18 protein-coding genes are annotated in these 15,716 nt (G+C 67.5%); 5 read left to right on the forward strand and 13 right to left on the reverse strand.

Annotated elements, in window-relative coordinates; translation table 11 throughout:
- Nucleotides 1-36: 36 nt before the first annotated feature.
- Nucleotides 37-870: an isocitrate lyase/phosphoenolpyruvate mutase family protein gene (locus ABE546_RS01765; RefSeq protein ID WP_346462473.1), complete on the forward strand. Its 834-nt coding sequence runs from the start codon at nt 37-39 to the stop codon at nt 868-870.
- A 7-nt stretch (nt 871-877) separates the two neighbouring features.
- On the opposite strand, the gene ABE546_RS01770 is transcribed toward ABE546_RS01765, so the two are convergent.
- Both ABE546_RS01770 and ABE546_RS01775 read right to left on the reverse strand, forming a co-directional pair.
- Nucleotides 878-1,198 carry a multidrug efflux SMR transporter gene (locus tag ABE546_RS01770; protein ID WP_346462475.1) on the reverse strand — a complete coding sequence of 107 codons (321 nt, stop codon included), beginning with the start codon at nt 1,196-1,198 and terminating at the stop codon, nt 878-880.
- Nucleotides 1,195-1,566 carry a multidrug efflux SMR transporter gene (locus tag ABE546_RS01775; RefSeq protein WP_346462477.1) on the reverse strand — a complete coding sequence of 124 codons (372 nt, stop codon included), beginning with the start codon at nt 1,564-1,566 and terminating at the stop codon, nt 1,195-1,197. Before ABE546_RS01775 ends, ABE546_RS01770 begins: the two co-directional genes overlap by 4 nt.
- Before the next feature lie 109 nt (nt 1,567-1,675).
- Between ABE546_RS01775 and ABE546_RS01780 the strand changes: the two genes are divergently transcribed.
- Complete coding sequence (locus tag ABE546_RS01780) at nt 1,676-2,542, forward strand: LysR family transcriptional regulator (protein ID WP_313211964.1); 867 nt, start codon at nt 1,676-1,678, stop codon at nt 2,540-2,542.
- Here the strand turns inward: ABE546_RS01780 and ABE546_RS01785 are convergent.
- The 3 genes from ABE546_RS01785 to ABE546_RS01795 form a co-directional block, all read right to left on the reverse strand.
- A complete protein-coding gene (locus tag ABE546_RS01785; protein WP_313211965.1) occupies nt 2,515-3,441 on the reverse strand; it encodes a M14 family metallocarboxypeptidase in 927 nt (308 codons plus the stop codon). The two genes, ABE546_RS01780 and ABE546_RS01785, sit on opposite strands and share 28 nt — an antisense overlap.
- A gap of 64 nt (nt 3,442-3,505) precedes the next feature.
- Nucleotides 3,506-4,162 (reverse strand): SDR family oxidoreductase, encoded by a 657-nt coding sequence (locus ABE546_RS01790; protein ID WP_346462479.1) that lies wholly within the window; start codon nt 4,160-4,162, stop codon nt 3,506-3,508.
- Between the two features lie 78 nt (nt 4,163-4,240).
- Complete coding sequence (locus ABE546_RS01795) at nt 4,241-4,705, reverse strand: cupin domain-containing protein (protein WP_313211968.1); 465 nt, start codon at nt 4,703-4,705, stop codon at nt 4,241-4,243.
- Between the two features lie 201 nt (nt 4,706-4,906).
- On the opposite strand from ABE546_RS01795, the gene ABE546_RS01800 reads away from it, so the two are divergent.
- Nucleotides 4,907-5,800: a LysR family transcriptional regulator gene (locus tag ABE546_RS01800; RefSeq protein ID WP_313219205.1), complete on the forward strand. Its 894-nt coding sequence runs from the start codon at nt 4,907-4,909 to the stop codon at nt 5,798-5,800.
- A gap of 146 nt (nt 5,801-5,946) precedes the next feature.
- Here the strand turns inward: ABE546_RS01800 and ABE546_RS01805 are convergent, their stop codons facing one another.
- A complete protein-coding gene (locus ABE546_RS01805; protein ID WP_346462480.1) occupies nt 5,947-6,936 on the reverse strand; it encodes a zinc-binding dehydrogenase in 990 nt (329 codons plus the stop codon).
- 52 nt (nt 6,937-6,988) lie between these two features.
- Entirely contained in the window at nt 6,989-7,759 is a 771-nt protein-coding gene (locus ABE546_RS01810) for a hypothetical protein (RefSeq protein WP_313218517.1), read from the reverse strand.
- Nucleotides 7,760-7,944: 185 nt separating this feature from the next.
- Between ABE546_RS01810 and ABE546_RS01815 the strand changes: the two genes are divergently transcribed.
- Nucleotides 7,945-9,216, forward strand: a complete 1,272-nt coding sequence (locus ABE546_RS01815; RefSeq protein WP_313218519.1) for an Nramp family divalent metal transporter — start codon at nt 7,945-7,947, stop codon at nt 9,214-9,216.
- A gap of 85 nt (nt 9,217-9,301) precedes the next feature.
- On the forward strand, nt 9,302-10,135 hold the full coding sequence (locus ABE546_RS01820; RefSeq protein WP_313218520.1) for a class I SAM-dependent methyltransferase: 834 nt from the start codon (nt 9,302-9,304) through the stop codon (nt 10,133-10,135).
- A 46-nt stretch (nt 10,136-10,181) separates the two neighbouring features.
- On the opposite strand, the gene ABE546_RS01825 is transcribed toward ABE546_RS01820, so the two are convergent.
- Genes ABE546_RS01825 through cyoB form a run of 6 tightly spaced genes read right to left on the reverse strand, consistent with a single transcriptional unit; the run spans nt 10,182 to nt 15,716 of the window.
- Complete coding sequence (locus tag ABE546_RS01825) at nt 10,182-11,669, reverse strand: MFS transporter (RefSeq protein WP_346462482.1); 1,488 nt, start codon at nt 11,667-11,669, stop codon at nt 10,182-10,184.
- A gap of 37 nt (nt 11,670-11,706) precedes the next feature.
- On the reverse strand, nt 11,707-12,276 hold the full coding sequence (locus ABE546_RS01830) for an SCO family protein (protein ID WP_313218523.1): 570 nt from the start codon (nt 12,274-12,276) through the stop codon (nt 11,707-11,709).
- Nucleotides 12,273-12,755 carry a copper chaperone PCu(A)C gene (locus ABE546_RS01835; RefSeq protein WP_313218524.1) on the reverse strand — a complete coding sequence of 161 codons (483 nt, stop codon included), beginning with the start codon at nt 12,753-12,755 and terminating at the stop codon, nt 12,273-12,275. The genes ABE546_RS01830 and ABE546_RS01835 overlap by 4 nt, the downstream gene beginning before the upstream one ends.
- On the reverse strand, nt 12,752-13,105 hold the full coding sequence (gene cyoD / locus ABE546_RS01840; protein WP_313218526.1) for a cytochrome o ubiquinol oxidase subunit IV: 354 nt from the start codon (nt 13,103-13,105) through the stop codon (nt 12,752-12,754). The genes ABE546_RS01835 and cyoD overlap by 4 nt, the downstream gene beginning before the upstream one ends.
- On the reverse strand, nt 13,102-13,740 hold the full coding sequence (gene cyoC, locus ABE546_RS01845; protein WP_102789309.1) for a cytochrome o ubiquinol oxidase subunit III: 639 nt from the start codon (nt 13,738-13,740) through the stop codon (nt 13,102-13,104). The genes cyoD and cyoC overlap by 4 nt, the downstream gene beginning before the upstream one ends.
- Nucleotides 13,737-15,716, reverse strand: coding sequence for a cytochrome o ubiquinol oxidase subunit I (gene cyoB / locus ABE546_RS01850; protein WP_313218528.1), 1,980 nt, complete (start codon nt 15,714-15,716; stop codon nt 13,737-13,739). The genes cyoC and cyoB overlap by 4 nt, the downstream gene beginning before the upstream one ends.

A 15,716-nucleotide genomic window follows, 5' to 3' on the forward strand; every position in this document is an offset into this window, starting at 1 on the left:
GGCCGCTGGCGTTACCATCGGGTGACTGCTGACCGGATGCGCACCATGACGGACCTTTCCTTCGATCCCCGGCCGCGCCGCGCGGCCTTCCGTGCGCTGCACGAGGAAGGCTGCTTCGTGCTGCCCAACCCGTGGGATGCAGGCAGCGCACGCTACCTGCACAGTCTCGGCTTCCAGGCGTTGGCCTCGACCAGTTCGGGTTATGCGTGGAGCCAGGCCCAGGCCGACGGCACGCTGACGCTGGAGGAGACCCTCGCACATCTGCGCAGCCTGGCCGCGGCGACCCCGTTGCCGTTGAATGCCGATTTCGGCGATGGCTTCGGCTCGCTGGAAGCAGTCGGCCGCAACGTCACCCTTGCCATCGCCACCGGCGTGGCCGGCATCTCCATCGAGGATGCCAGCCCGGATCCCGCGCATCCGCTGCGCACGCTGGACGATGCGGTGGCACGGGTACGTGCCGCCCGCCGCGCGATCGACGCGTCCGGCGAGGACGTGCTGCTGATCGGCCGCGCTGAGAATTTCTTCGTCGGCCGGCCCGACCTGGACGATGCGATCACCCGCCTGCGTGCCTATGCAGAAGCCGGTGCGGATTGCGTGTATGCGCCGGGCATCACCAACCGCGAGCAGATCGAAGCGGTGGTGGCCGCGGTGGCGCCGCGGCCGGTCAACCTGCTGGTTGGCAGCGCGCTGCCGTTCACCCTGCAGGACATCGCCGGCATGGGCGTGCGCCGGGTCAGCGTGGGTGGTGCGATGGCGCGCACCGCCTGGGGCGGGATGATGCGGGCCTCGCAGCTACTGATGGACGAAGGCCGCTTCGACGGCTTCGCCGATGCGGCCTCCGGGGCGGTGTTGAATCAGTTGTTCCGCTGATCGGGGATCAATGGCTCGACAGCACCACCACCGCACCGGTGACCAGCGCGATCCCGACCCAGCCGATCGGGCGCAGCCGGTTGCCGAACAGCACGCGCCCGCAGAGGGCCGTGCCGATCACGCCGATGGCACCCCACATCGCATAGGCCGTGGCCAGATCCATGGTTTTGACCGCCTGACCGAGCAGCGCGAAGGCGATCCAGACCAGCACGATCGCGGCAAAACCCCAGGCCGGCTTACGGAAGCCGTCGGATTTGGCCACCATCATGTTGGCGGCGATATCGATCAGTGCCGAGCACAGCACGAAAAGGAAGGCAGTGAGGTTCATGGCGTGTGCGCCTCGCCGAGGGTGACGCAGACGATGCCGGCAGCCGCCATCACCAGCCCGATCATCTGCTGCACGGACAGGCTGTCCTTGAACACGAACATGCCGACCAGCGTCAGCAAGGTCAGGCCCAGGCCTTCCCACACGGCGTAGGCCACGCCCACCGCGATGCCGCGCACCGACAGCGCCAGGAAGTAGTACGAAATGGCCAGCGCCACGGCCATTACCACATAGCCCAGATAGCCCCCATGACGGGCGGCATCGGCCATGAACGAGGTGCCGACCACTTCGGCGACGATCGCCACGGCCAGGCAGGCCCAGGCGATCAGACCGCCACGGGCACGGGGTTGCGAATGCACCTGTGTGTGCATGGAAAGCTCCTTGATTGCGGCCGCGGGATGACACCCGGGCGACGCGCCCATTATCATCGCCATTTCCATCAGACCAAAGATGGAATCCATCGATAAAGGCGATACATCAATGCGCTACGGCCCCGAATCCCTGCACGCCTTCGTGGAAGCGGCTGCGCTAGGCTCGTTCTCCGCCGCCGCGCGCCGCCTGAAAAAGACCCAGTCGACCATCAGCACCGCGATCGCCACGCTCGAGGCCGACCTGGGCCTCACGCTGTTCGACCGCAGCGGCCGCTACCCGGTCCTGACCGAGGACGGCCGCAAGGTGCTCGGCCATGCACAGGAAATCCTCGCGGCCGCCGACCGTCTGGAGCAGCTCAGCATCCGCTTGGCGGATGAGGTCGAGCCGCGCCTGAGCCTGGTGTTCTCGGACATTTACCAGCTCAACCCGGACCAGCACCTGCTGCGCCGGTTCGAGCAGCGTTTTCCGGATATCGAACTGGAGTGGCTGGATGCCGAAGGCAGTGACGTGCTGGACGTGGTGCAGCGTGGGCGTGCCCATCTCGGGCTGATGCCGCATCAGCCGGCCTACCCGTCCGAACTGGCGGTGCGCGCCCTGCCCCTGCGCGCAGAGATGGCGGTGTTTGTTGCCGCCGGTCATCCGCTGGCCGCGCTGCACGCGCCGGACGAATCCCACCTGGCCAGCCACCGGCAGATCTGCCTGAGTGGCGATGCGGCGCGCGAGGGCCACGCACGCGGGCGCACGTGGTCGGCCTCGGACTATCTGATGGTGCTGGAGATGGCCGAGGATGGCTTCGGCTGGGCAGCGTTGCCGCGCGCACTGGTGGCGCGCTATGGCCGGGGCATGCTGGTGGAGCTGCCCCTGCCCGGCTGGCCGCGGCTGGTCTCCACCGATGCGGTATGGCACAAAGGCGCGCCGCTGGGGCCAGCGGCGCTGTGGTTGCTGGATCAGTTCCTGGGGGCGGCCAACGCGTAATCGATCGCCGCGCAGATTGCCGCCACCTGGGCGTCATTGCACTGCTGCGGTGTGGCACGCGGGCTGTCCGGGTACACCTCGGTGGTGGTCGTGTATCTGGCGCCGCTGACGCTGGCGCACAGGCCCAGTTTTTCCAGCGGGTACTCGATCACCCCCGGGGCGACCACCGGGGAACCGATGATCTCGCCCTTGTCGTCGGCCGGGGCGATATGGGTCACCCGCTCGACGGCGGCATTGACCGCGGTCTGGAAGGCCGGCTGCGGGTTTTCGGTGTCATCGACCAGGTAGAAACCATCCGGGATCAGGCCGGGCTCGAATGGCTTGCCGTCGCGCGCGGCCAACGCCGGGCGGAACTCGGTTTCATCGGTGTCCGTGGTTTCGTGCAGGTCGATATGCATCACGATGCTGCCGCGCAGGGGCGCGACCAGTGCGATCAGCGCAGCCGATTCGGCCGCCGGGCTGTTGGCCATGAACGAACGGTTCGGATCGATCGCCTCGGCGTTCCAGCGCTGGATGCGCTCGTAGCCCCACGGGCTGACGCAGGGCACGACCAGCAGATTGGCGCGCCCGGCGTATTCGGCCGCGCGGGTCTGCAGGAACTGCAACGCGCCCTGCACGCCGCTGGTTTCGTAGCCGTGGATGCCGCCGGTGACCAGCATCGTCGGCAGTGCGGGGTTCCAGTCGCGGCTGCGCACGGCAAACAGCGGGTATTGGTCCGGGGCGTACTCGAGCGTGCCGTACCGGGTCACGTCGAAGCTGCCGCGCAGCGCCTCGACGGCCGGCAACACGTCATCGGCATAGCGGCGCTGCGGCACCTGACGAGCGCGCCACTGCGCCTTCTCCGCTGCGCCCCAGGGCTGGCCGGGGGTGCCGATGGGATAGAAGGGGGCGTTGGTCATGGCGTGCTCGTCTGTGCTGCGGGTGGAAACGTGATTTTACCATCGCCGCACACGGCGGCCCGAGTTACGCCCGGGCAAGCTGCGCGATCGCCTCATCGGCAGGCCGGTCACCTTCAGTCAACTCGATGATCGTGCGCCGCACCTGCGGATGCTCCACCAGCGCCACCAGCGTAGCGGCCACATCGGCGCGCGGGATATCACCATAGGCAATCGCCGGGCCCGCCGTGACGCGGCCGGTGCCCGGCGCATCGCTCAAGGTGCCGGGGCGCAGGATCACCCAATCCAGATCAGTCGCGGCCAGATACACATCGGCGCGCTTCTTGACCGTCATGTAATTCTCGAAGCCCTCGCCCATGCCTTTGTTGCGGCCGGCTTCCGGGAATGCCGAGACCAGCAGGAAGCGGCGCACGCCCGCCTGCCGCGCCGCATCCACCGCAAGCTCCAAGCCGCGGCCATCGATGGCGTTAGTGACCTCGATACCGGCACCACCCGCACCGGCGGTGAAAACAACCGCGTCACTGCCGCGCATCTGGCCGGCCAGCGTGTTCACGTCGGTGGCGGTGAGATCGCCGGAGACCGGCGTTGCGCCCAGGTCGCTCAGTTCAGTGCCCTGCTCGGCGCGGCGATGCAGCGCCAGCACGCGATGTTGCTTGTCGGCCAACTGCTTGACCAGGTGACGGCCGACCTTGCCGGCCGCGCCGACGATGAAAACGGTGCTCAAGACGGTTCTCCTGTTTCAATCGGCCTGTGAGGGTACGCAGGTGGATGTGACACGGCCGTCCCCATCGCGGGGCGTGGTTCAGTTGCCGCTGTACTGCGCGTCGCTGACCTGCTCCAGCCACGTCACCGGTGAGCCATCGACCGCTTCGGCGATCGCGATATGGGTCATTGCGGTGGCAGCTTTCGCACCATGCCAATGTTTGACGCCCGGCGGAATCCAGACGATGTCGCCCGGACGGATCTCACGCGCGGGTTTGCCCCATTCCTGCACGCTGCCGATGCCTGCGGTGACGATCAGCGTCTGGCCCAGCGGATGGGTGTGCCAGGCGGTGCGTGCGCCGGGCTCGAAGGTGACCGTGGCCCCACTGACGCGCGCCGGCGCATCGGTCTGGAACGGTGCATCGATGCGCACCCGCCCGGTGAAGTACTCGGCCGGGCCGGCGGCCGAAGGGGCAGTACCGGCAGTGGTGATGCGGATGGGCGCGGTCTCGGCGGGTACGGTGGCCACCATGGAAAGCGACAGTGCTGCGGTGAACAGGTCCATGAAGCGATCTCCTGTGGGGAGCAGCGGTTCGCACCGCCGGGAGGGTCACTGTAGGCGCGCACCCACGTGGGTACTAGCCATCGCGATCGGCATGCAGCCATGACCGCAGCTCATCAATCGCAAAGCGAAGCTCCTGGAGCTCATCAGTCGGCAGCGCGCATCATGGACGCGCATGACTGCCATGCGCCCTTGGCCCTGCCCATGGCCCGCGAGAATTTCAACGACCTGCACGTGTTCGTCACCGTCGCGCGCGAGCGCAGCTTTACCCGTGCGGCCGCGCAGTTGGGTGTCTCACAATCCGCACTCAGCCACACGGTGCGCGGGCTGGAAGAGCGCCTCGGCGTGCGCCTGCTGACCCGCACCACGCGCAGCGTCTCGATGACCGAGGCCGGCGAGCGGCTGTACGAGACCGTCGCCCCGCGCATGCAGGAGATCGAGGCCGAGGTCGCCGCGATCAGCGAGTACCGTGACCGGCCCGCTGGCACGATCCGCATCACCACGGCCGAGCATGCCGCCAACACGATCGTCTGGCCCCGGCTGTCCGCCGTGCTGCCCGCCTACCCCGATCTGCATGTGGAACTGACCATCGACTATGGCCTGGCCGACATCGTCGCCCAGCGCTACGACATCGGCATCCGTCTCGGCGGCCGCGTGGCCAAGGACATGATCGCGGTGCCGATCAGCCCGCCGCTGCGCATGGCCATCGTGGCCAGCCCCGCCTACTTCGCCACGCATGCCGCGCCGCAGCTGCCGGCCGACCTGGCCGCGCACAACTGCATCGGCCTGCGCCTGCCAACCCATGGCGGGCTGATGGTGTGGGACCTGGAAAAGAACGGCGAAGAAGTAAACGTGCGCGTGGATGGCCAATGGACCTTCAACGGCAGCAGTGCGATCCACCGCGCGGCGCTGGCCGGTGCGGGCCTGGCCTATCTGCCCGAGGACATGGTGCGCGATGACATCGCCGCCGGCGCACTGCGGCGTGTCATGGAAGACTGGTGCGATCCGTTCGACGGGTACTACGCCTACTACCCCAGCCGCCGGCAATCCTCGAGCGCCATGAAGGTCGTGATCGAAGCACTGCGCGCAGACCGGTAGAGCCGACCGTCGGTCGGCTGACGCAGCGCCCGATCACCCGTAGAGCCGACCGTTGGTCGGCTGGCGCGGTGCCCGATCACCCGTAGAGCCCACCGTTTGTGGGCTGACGCAGCGCCCCAGCAAGGGCCGCCCCCCAACCGGCGGCTCTACCCGGCCCCACCGGGGCGCAGCACCACCCAGCCCGTGCGGCCCGGGTCCAGGCTGGCCTTGGCGGCATCGGCCACCTCATCCAGCCCGAACACGCCGTCCACCGGCAGGCTCAATCCACCGCGCGCGGCCAGCTGCAGCAGTTCGCCAACAAGGCGACGCTTGTCATCCGGCGCCATCGCCTGGCTGACCTTGCTGCCCCAGAAGCCCTTCACCGTGGCCTGCTTGAAGATCACATCGCCCGAGCTGAGCTGCATCGGCTCGCCGGTCATGGAGCCAAAGGAGACCAATGTGCCGCCATCGCCCAACAGCGTCATCAGCTCGCTGCTGGCGCGACCGCCCACCGAATCCACGGCGGCCGCAATCGAGGCCTTGCCTACCTTTGCCTGCACCTGGGCCATCCAATCCGACTGCGCGGTGGAGATGGTGTGGTCGATGCCGAGCTCGGCCATCTCGGCCACACCGGCATCGCGCCGCACCAGGTTGATGCAGTGCACCCCACGCGCCTTGGCCAGCATCGCCAACGCCTTGCCGACCGCACCATTGGCGGCGTTCTGGAGGATCCACTGGCCTTCCTGCACCTGCAGGAATTCCAGCAGCATCAGCGCACTCAGCGGCATGGCGATCAGCTGCGCGGCCGTGTTGTCATCGATGCTGTCCGGCATGGGGATGACCATGCGCGCCGGCGCGATGAAGGACTCGGCCCAGGTGCCATGCACCGAGGCAGCGCTGACCCGCTGGCCGATCTTGAGGCCCTCGACGCCTTCGCCCAGCGCATCGATCACGCCGGTGCCTTCGCTGCCGCCGACTGCGGGCAGCTCGGGCTTGTAGCCATACTGGCCGCGCACCGTCCACAGGTCGTGGTTGTGGATCGGCGCCAGCACGGTGCGGATCCGCACCTCACCGGCCGCGGGGGTCGGCTGCGGCACGTCGCCGCCGTGGAGGACCTGGGTCGGGTCACCGAAGGTGGTGTGGACGGCAGCGCGCATCAGCAGCGCTCCTTCATCACGATGTTCATGGGGGTGTCTCCTGCAGAAAGAATCAACGGCGATGACGGTGGGCGGCGGCGATCGCGCGCGGCTGGCGGTACGCGCGTACGCGCAGCCACACGGTCTGGATCACCACGATGATGATCAGCACCAGGGCCAGGGTGGCGATGTTGGCCGCGCCCGGCAGATCCCAGCCGGACTGCTTGACGTACATCCCGGCCAGCGCCCAGATGACGGCGGCTGGATAGGCGAAGTGCCCGCGCAGCAGCTGGTTGACCACCAGCACCAGCAGCGTGGCCAGGACCAGCAGCACCAGGCTCCAGCCGAGCATGTTGTCGGTCGGCAGCCAGCGGTAGGCGACGATCACCTGGGCGGTATTGAGGTAGGCCGCCAACGACAGCCAGCCGGCGTGCAGCCCCAGTGGGTACGCCGCCCAGGCACGTTGCCCGCCCGGGGCGGTGATCGGTGAGGCGCGGTAGGCGGCCACGATCAAGCAGATCAGGGCCGCCCAGATGATCGCCAGCGCCGGCAGGAACCACTGGTTGGAGAACACCGGCATCCAGGCGGCGGTCAGCGCAAAGCCCGCCGCGGCCCACGGGCGAACCCCGGTGATGTCCGGTTTGCGCAGGCGCAGCTGCCAGAACCCGAACAGCACATCCCACAGGAAGATCACGCCCCAGATCGCGAAGGCGTACCCGGCCGCGACCAGCAACGTGGGGTACTGGTCGGAGACTGCACCGTTGGTCGGGCCGAACATGCCGGTCTGTGAGAGCCACGCCACCACGGGCATGGCCAATGCGGCCAACAACACGATCCAACGCATGCACCCACTCCATCTGAAAAGAGCGGTGACGATACGCGGTTCAGGGTTAAGGCGCTGGGATGCCTCAGATTGCAAAGCCTTACTAATATAGCCTCTGCTATATTGCGCCCGTGGACAGTCGCCGCCGCCCCGAGAGCTCCCCCGCCTGGCCTTCGTCGGCCGGGCATACGCCCAGCCTGGGCGAGATGAACGCCAGCGTCGCGGTGCCTACGGGCGGCCACTGGTGGTTCCGCCTGCTGGCCTTCCTCGGCCCGGGCTACATGATCTCGGTCGGCTACATGGACCCGGGCAACTGGGCCACCGATATCGCCGGTGGCGCGCAGTTCGGCTACCTGCTGCTCTCGGTGATCCTGCTCTCCAACCTGATGGCGATCGTGCTGCAGGGGCTGTCGGCGCGGCTGGGGATCGCAACCGGGCGGGATCTGGCGCAGGCCTGCCGCGACCACTACTCACGCCCGGTGAACCTCGGCCTGTGGCTGTTGTGCGAGATCGCGATCATTGCCTGCGACCTGGCTGAGGTGATCGGCACCGCGATCGCCTTGAAGCTGTTGTTCGGCATCCCCTTGCTGGCTGGCGCGATCATCACCGCGGTGGACGTGGTGCTGGTGCTGCTGCTGATGAACCGCGGCTTCCGCGCGCTGGAGGCCTTCGTGATCGCGCTGCTGCTGGTGATCTTCGGCTGCTTTGCGATCCAGATGGTCATCGCCGCGCCACCGCTGCAGGCGGTGCTGGCCGGGTTCATTCCGCACGCGCAGGTGGTGACCGACCCCAAGGCGCTGTACCTGGCGATCGGCATCATCGGTGCCACCGTGATGCCGCACAATCTGTACCTGCATTCCTCCATCGTGCAGACCCGGGCCTACCCGCGCACCGATGCCGGGCGCCGCAGTGCACTGCGCTGGGCGGTGACGGACAGCACCATCGCCTTGATGCTCGCACTGTTCATCAACGCCTCGATCCTGATCCTGGCCGCCGCGGTGTTCCATGCGCAGGGCCGTACCGACGTGCAGGAGATCGAACAGGCCTACGAGCTGCTGGCGCCGATGCTCGGCGTCGGGCTGGCCTCGACCCTGTTCGCGGTCGCCCTGCTCGCCTCGGGCATCAACTCCACCGTGACGGCGACGCTGGCCGGCCAGATCGTGATGGAAGGTTTCCTGCGCCTGCGGATCGCCCCGTGGGCACGGCGCCTGATCACCCGCGGCATTGCGATCGTGCCGGTGGTGGTGGTGACCGCGATCTATGGGGAGCAAGGCACCGCACGGTTGCTGGTGCTGAGCCAGGTACTGCTCTCGATGCAGCTGCCGTTCGCGGTGGTGCCGCTGGTCCGGTTCGTCTCGGACAAGGCCAAGATGGGCGCGCTGGTGGCGCCACGCTGGCTCATCGTGCTGTCCTGGCTGATCGGCGGCCTGATCATCGTGTTGAACGTGAAGCTGCTGGTGGACGTGTGGCGGGGCTGAGGCCTACGCGCTTGACCTCAACGATGGTTGAGGTGGCACAGTGCAGCCTCCTCATCCCACTGGCAATGCCAGATCGAGCCCTGTAATGACCGACACCTCGCAGCACGCGTTATGGAATGGCCCGGCCGGTGAGGCATGGGTGGAAGCGCAGCGCATTCTCGATCAGATGTTCGCGCCGCTGGCCACTCACCTGCTCGATGCCATCGCGCCGGGCACCGATGCGCAGGTGCTGGATGTGGGCTGCGGGACTGGGGCGGTGGCGCTGGCCATTGCCGGACGGCTGGGTCCGGAGGCACACGTGATCGGGGTCGACCTCTCCGCCCCGATGATCGCCTTGGCGCGTGAGCGCGCGCAGCGAGCCGGGCTGGCAGTGGACTTCATCGTCGCCGACGCGCAGCAGCATGCGTTCGCGCCCGGACGTCTGGACCGGATCGTGTCGCGCTTCGGCGTGATGTTCTTCGATGACCCGGTGCAGGCCTTCGGTCAGTTGCAGCGCGCCGCCAAACGCGGCGGCGTGCTGCAGGCGCTGGCCTGGCGCGGGCCGGACGAGAACGCGTTCATGACCACCGCCGAGCGCGCGGCGGCACCCTGGCTGCAGTTGCCGCCGCGTCAACCCGGGGCACCGGGTCAGTTCGCGTTTGCCGACCAGGTCCGGGTCGAGCAGAGCCTGAGCGACGGCGGCTGGGAGGATATCGAGCTGCTGCCGCTGGATGTCGTGTGCCGCATCGACCGTGCGGATCTGGCGACGTACGTCTCGCTGCTCGGACCGGTCGGGAGCGCGCTGCGAAACGGCGACCTCGCCGCGGACGTCCGAACGCACGTGCTCGACGCGGTGCTGCATGCCTTCGAGCCGTTCGTCGACGGCGATTCGGTGACATTCACTGCCGCCTGCTGGGACGTGCGCGCCCGCGCGTGGTGACCGCCGGCCGGATCCACGCCATGCGCGGACGCCACCTTCGGACTGTCTAGCGCCTGGCCATCAACGTGCTGGTCAGCAGCATCGCCACCCATGCCATGGCCGCCGCGGTCACGAATGCATACGCCGCGCCATCGCCATAGGCTTGGCGCGCCACCAGTGTCAGGCTGTCGTGTGCAGCCCCGGACACGGACAGCTCGCCGGCCACCACGCGCTCGATCAGCGCCGGCGACCCTGCCTGCCCGGCCTCGGTCAGCGCCCCGCGGGCGGCGTCACGGACGTGGCTGGACAACACCGCGCCCAGCGTGGCGAACCCGATCAGGATGCCGGAGAAGCGCGCGGTGGTGCTGATGCCGGAGGCCATCCCGGCGCGGTCCGGCGGAATCACGCTCATGATCGCCTTCTGTGTTTCGCCGTTGAGCAGGCCACCGCCACTGCCGAGCACCGCCATCGCCAGCAGCAGGCCGAGATCGCTGTGTTGGCACAACGCCACCGCGATGCCCAGGTTGCCGATCACGGCAACGCCCAGGCCCAGCGCCAGGATCCGCCCGGAGGCCCACCGCGTCCCCAGCCGGCGCCCCACGAACGGAAGCAGCAGCATCGCCAGTGCGAACGGCAGCATGTGCACGCCGGCCTGCAGCACGCTGTCGCCGCGGGCGTTCTGCAGCAGCAACGGCAGCAGCGAGGCCATCACCTGTACGCAGGCGGCGTAGGCGAACATCGCCAGCACCGCACCGACCAGTGCCGGCGCGCGGAACAGGCGCAGATCCAGCATGGGCTGGGCGCGGCCCTGCTCGACCACGATGAAGCCTGCGCCCAACGCGGTGCCGGCCAGCAGCCATGGCAGCACCGTGGCACTGCCCCAGCCCTCCACCGGGCCACGGATCAGCGCCCAGGTCCAGCACAGCATGCTGCCGGCGAACAGCAGCACGCCCGGCACGTCGATGCGGCGGCTGACCGGATCGCGCGACTCCGGCACGAAAGCCCAGCTCAGGCCCGCCAGCAGCAGGCACAGCGGAAGATTGATATGGAAGGCCCAGCGCCAACCCCACCAGGTCGCGATGGCGCCCCCGATCAGCGGGGCGAGCACCATGGTCAGGCCCATGATCGCGCCCCAGATTGCCCAGGCACGCGCACGCGAGGGCGCGCTCTGGTGCGCATGCCCGATCAACGACAGCGCCGGTGCCAGCATGAACGCGGCCGCAGCACCCTGCCCGGCCCGTGCCAGAGACAAGGCCATCGCGGTGCCGGCGATGCCGCACGCCACCGAGGTCAGCGCGAACAGGCTCAAGCCGACCAGGAACAGACGGCGACGCCCGATCCGATCGGCAAGGGTGCCGGCGGGCAGCAGCAGCGAGGCGAAGCACAGCACGTAGGCACTGACCACCCATTCGATGTCTGCGAACGAGGCCGACAGATCGCGGGCGAGGGTCGGCAGCACCACACCGACCACGTTGGTATCGAGCACGGTGAGCGCGCAGCCGGCCGAGCCGAGCAGCAGGACGGCATCCGCGCGGTGCGTGCCGGCACGGCTCATGGCAGCGCAATCCCCCGGGGTGTGGCGGTCCGCCGGCTCACCCTTCGGCCGCCGCCAGCCGCACGCGCAGCTTCTCCACGATAGTCTGCTCGCTCATCGCATAGCCGTACACATCCTGCAGCTGCCCGTCAGCGCCGAGCAGGAACCAGGAGGCCGTGTGCTCGAACGTGGCCGCGTCACCCTCGCCGACGCGCCGATAACTCACGCCCAGGCTCTCGGCGATGGCGCGGGTACCGGCCTCGTCACCGGCCAGGCCCAGGAACGTGGTATCGAAGGCCGCCAGATACTCGCGCAGGTGCGCCGGCGTATCGCGCTGCGGGTCGACCGTCACGAAGACGACCTGCAGGTGCTCTGCCGCCGGGCCCAGCAGCCGCTTGATCTGAACCGCTTTGACCAGGCTCAGCGGGCACACTTCGGGGCAATGGGTGAAGCCGAAGAACAGCAGGGTCGGCGTGCCCTGCAGATCGCGGATGGCAAGCGTACGCCCGTCGCTGCTCGCAAGCTTGACCGCCCCGAGTGCCGCCTGGCCCATCACCGGCGCCTGGCCGTCGGCGCAGCCGGCCAGCAGTCCCAGTGTAAGCAGGCCCGCGGCCGCCCAGCGCGTCACTTCACCGCCCCGTGCGGCACCAGGCCATCGCGCACACTGAAGTCCACCACCTGCGCTGCGCTGCGGGCAAACTGCAGCGTCACCCGTACCGTCTGGCCGGCCGACAACGGCCGCTTCGGCTTCAGCAGCATCAGGTGGACCCCCCCGGGCTGCAGCGCCAACGTCTGGCCGCCAGGCAACGCCAGGCCATCGGGCAGCGCCTGCATGCGCATCACTTCCCCGTCCATGCGCATGGCATGGATCTGCACCTCGGCAAACGCCGAGGACGCGGCCGACAGCAGCCGGTCCTCGCCGCCGCCGTTATGCACCTGCACATAGCCGGCGGCCACGTTGGCCGCCGGTGGTGGCAGGCGCACCCACGGATCGCTGACCGACACCGTTGCCGCGGTGTGGGCCTGCGCGGCCGCAGCCACCACCGGCATCACGGAACACGTCAACAGCAGACCGGCAGCCAGGACACCCGAGCGTGACCCGCTCATGGCGTGCCCGACATCTGCATCGGCATCATGTTGAGGTTGGCGTTGTGCATCACCCACAGCGAGCCGGCCACCACGATGGCGATCAGGAACGCGGTGCACAGGAAGATGCCGGTGTTCTCGCGCTGGCTGCGCCCTGCCCCGATATGCAGGAACAGCACCAGCTGGGCGACCAGCTGCACCACGCACAGCACCACGATGGCGGTCAGGCGCAGCGGCTGCGGCACCAGATCGGTCATGACCACGCCGAACGAGGCACCGGTGAGCACCAGGCACAGCAGCAGGCCGAGGAGGTAGCCCTTCAGGGTGGCGTGGCCGCCACCGTGATCGGCATCAGGCGCGTTCGCGCTCATACAAACTCCCTCAGGTAGACGAAGGTGAACACACAGATCCAGATCAGATCCAGGAAATGCCAGAACAGGCTCAGGCAGGCCAGGCGGCGACGCACGATGCCGTCCAGGCCGAACTTCAGCACCTGGTGGATCATGATCGCCAGCCACAGCAGGCCGAAGGTGACGTGCAGGCCGTGGGTGGCCACCAGCGTGAAGTACGCCGACAGATATGCACTCACGTCCGGGGTGGCGCCTTCATGGATCAGCTCGGCGAACTCATACAGCTCCATGCCGATGAAGACCGCACCGAGCACGCCGGTCACGGCCAGCCAGCCCACCACCTGGTTGCGCTTGCCGGCCTGCATGCCGAGCATCGCCAGGCCAAAGGTGAAGCTGCTGAGCAGCAGCACCACCGTTTCGGAGAGCACGAAGCCCAGCTTGAACAGTTCCTTGCCACTGGGGCCATCGGCCGTCCCGTTGAGCAGCACGCCAAAGGTGGCGAACAGCACCGCGAAGATCAGGCAGTCGCCCATCAGGTACATCCAGAACCCGACGACAGTCTTGTTGCCGTCGTCGTGGTGCTCATGGGCGTGGTCGTGGTGACCGGCCGCGAGCTGCCCGTGCTGCGTGGCAGCGGTCAGGGTATCGCCGCTCATGCCTTGGCTCCTTCCATCTGCGCGAAGTGCGCGTCTTCGATGCGCTTCACCTCCGCGGCGGGCACGTAGTAGTCCACATCACGGTCATACGAGCGCAGCACGAAGGTCGCGATCACCCCGATCAGGCCGATGCCGGCCAGCACCCACATGTGCCAGACCAGGGCGAAGCACAACACCAGGCTGAACACCGAGATCACCACACCCGACGCGGTATTGCGCGGCATGTGGATGTCCTCGTAGGTGTCCTGGCGCTGCCAGGCCCGGCCGTGCTGCTTGTCGTCCCAATGCTGTTCCAGCGAGGTGATCGCGGGGAGCTTGGCGAAGTTGTAGAACGGCGGTGGCGAAGACGTGGCCCACTCCAGGCTGCGCGCATTCCACGGGTCGCCGGTGAGATCCATGTTGGCCTTGCGGTCACGCACGCTGACATAGAACTGGATGAACATCGCAGCAATACCGGCGGCGATCACCAGCGCACCGATGGCGGCCACGATCAGCCACGGCTGGTAGCCCTCCACCCCGTAGTGGTTCATGCGCCGGGTCATGCCCTTGAAACCGAGCACGTACAGCGGCATGAAGGCCAGGTAGAAGCCGACCAGCCAGCACCAGAACGAAATCTTGCCCCAGCGCTCGTTGAGGGTGAAGCCGAACGCCTTCGGGAACCAGAAGCTGATGCCCGCCAGGCAGCCGAACACCACGCCGCCGATGATCACGTTATGGAAGTGCGCGATCAGGAACAGGCTGTTGTGCAGCACGAAATCCGCGCCCGGGATCGCCAGCATCACGCCGGTCATGCCGCCCAGCGCGAAGGTGACCATGAAGCCGATGGTCCACAACGTCGACGAGTGGTAGCGGATCCGGCCGCGGTACATGGTGAACAGCCAGTTGAACAGCTTCACCCCGGTGGGGATCGAGATGATGGAGGTCATGATGCCGAAGAAGGCATTGACGTTCGCACCCGAGCCCATGGTGAAGAAGTGGTGCAGCCACACGAAGAACGACAGGATGCCGATCGACGAGGTCGCATAGACCATCGAGCGGTAGCCGAACAGCGGCTTGCCCGAGAATGTGGCGATGATCTCCGAGAACGCGCCGAAGCACGGCAGGATCAGCACGTAGACTTCCGGGTGGCCCCAGATCCAGATCAGGTTGACGTACATCATGGCGTTGCCGCCGGCGTCATTGGTGAAGAAATGCATCCCGAAATAGCGATCCATGGTCAGCAGCGCCAGGGTCGCGGTCAGCACCGGGAAGATCGCCACGATCAGGATGTTGGTGATCAACGCGGTCCAGGTGAACACCGGCATCTTCATCAGGTCCATGCCCGGCGCACGCATCTTGAGGATGGTGACGATGAAGTTCAGGCCGGTCAGCGTGGTGCCGATGCCCGAGACCTGCAATGACCAGATGTAGTAGTCAACGCCCACCGTGGGGCTGTACTCGATGCCGGACAGCGGCGGATACGCCACCCAGCCGGTCGCGGCGAAATCGCCGACGAACATCGACAGCATCACCAGCACCGCACCCACGGCCGACAGCCAGAAGCTGAGCGAGTTGACGAACGGGAAGGCCACGTCGCGCGCGCCGATCTGCAGCGGCACCACGATGTTCATCAGACCCACGATCAGCGGGGTGGCCACGAAGAAGATCATGATCACGCCATGCGCGGTGAAGATCTGGTCGTAGTGCTCCGGCGGCAGGTAGCCGGCACTGTCATTGGCGGCGATGGCCTGCTGGGCACGCATCATCAGCGCATCGGCGAAGCCGCGCACCAGCATGACCAGGGCCAGGATGATGTACATCACGCCAATCTTCTTATGGTCCACCGAGGTGATCCACTCGGTCCAGATATAGCCCCACTTTTTGTAATACGTGATGGCCGCGACGATCGCCACGCCCAGCAGCAGCGAGCCCACCAGCGCCGACATGATGATCGGGTCGTGGTAGGGAATCGCGTCGAGGTTCAACTTTCCAAGCAC

The sequence above is a fragment of the Stenotrophomonas sp. TWI377 genome (assembly GCF_039674525.1).
Taxonomy (GTDB): Bacteria; Pseudomonadota; Gammaproteobacteria; order Xanthomonadales; family Xanthomonadaceae; genus Stenotrophomonas.

What these genes read in the sequence shown, in the direction of transcription:
- ABE546_RS01810 (WP_313218517.1), bottom strand. Translation starts at nt 7,759, where the DNA reads ATGCGTTGGATCGTGTTGTTGGCCGCATTGGCCATGCCCGTGGTGGCG.
- ABE546_RS01765 (WP_346462473.1), top strand. Translation starts at nt 37, where the DNA reads ATGCGCACCATGACGGACCTTTCCTTCGATCCCCGGCCGCGCCGCGCG.
- ABE546_RS01815 (WP_313218519.1), top strand. Translation starts at nt 7,945, where the DNA reads ATGAACGCCAGCGTCGCGGTGCCTACGGGCGGCCACTGGTGGTTCCGC.
- ABE546_RS01785 (WP_313211965.1), bottom strand. Translation starts at nt 3,441, where the DNA reads ATGACCAACGCCCCCTTCTATCCCATCGGCACCCCCGGCCAGCCCTGG.
- ABE546_RS01795 (WP_313211968.1), bottom strand. Translation starts at nt 4,705, where the DNA reads ATGGACCTGTTCACCGCAGCACTGTCGCTTTCCATGGTGGCCACCGTA.
- ABE546_RS01800 (WP_313219205.1), top strand. Translation starts at nt 4,907, where the DNA reads ATGGCCCGCGAGAATTTCAACGACCTGCACGTGTTCGTCACCGTCGCG.
- ABE546_RS01780 (WP_313211964.1), top strand. Translation starts at nt 1,676, where the DNA reads ATGCGCTACGGCCCCGAATCCCTGCACGCCTTCGTGGAAGCGGCTGCG.
- ABE546_RS01835 (WP_313218524.1), bottom strand. Translation starts at nt 12,755, where the DNA reads ATGAGCGGGTCACGCTCGGGTGTCCTGGCTGCCGGTCTGCTGTTGACG.
- ABE546_RS01770 (WP_346462475.1), bottom strand. Translation starts at nt 1,198, where the DNA reads ATGAACCTCACTGCCTTCCTTTTCGTGCTGTGCTCGGCACTGATCGAT.
- ABE546_RS01820 (WP_313218520.1), top strand. Translation starts at nt 9,302, where the DNA reads ATGACCGACACCTCGCAGCACGCGTTATGGAATGGCCCGGCCGGTGAG.
- ABE546_RS01805 (WP_346462480.1), bottom strand. Translation starts at nt 6,936, where the DNA reads ATGCGCGCTGCCGTCCACACCACCTTCGGTGACCCGACCCAGGTCCTC.
- cyoD (WP_313218526.1), bottom strand. Translation starts at nt 13,105, where the DNA reads ATGAGCGCGAACGCGCCTGATGCCGATCACGGTGGCGGCCACGCCACC.
- ABE546_RS01775 (WP_346462477.1), bottom strand. Translation starts at nt 1,566, where the DNA reads ATGCACACACAGGTGCATTCGCAACCCCGTGCCCGTGGCGGTCTGATC.
- ABE546_RS01825 (WP_346462482.1), bottom strand. Translation starts at nt 11,669, where the DNA reads ATGAGCCGTGCCGGCACGCACCGCGCGGATGCCGTCCTGCTGCTCGGC.
- cyoC (WP_102789309.1), bottom strand. Translation starts at nt 13,740, where the DNA reads ATGAGCGGCGATACCCTGACCGCTGCCACGCAGCACGGGCAGCTCGCG.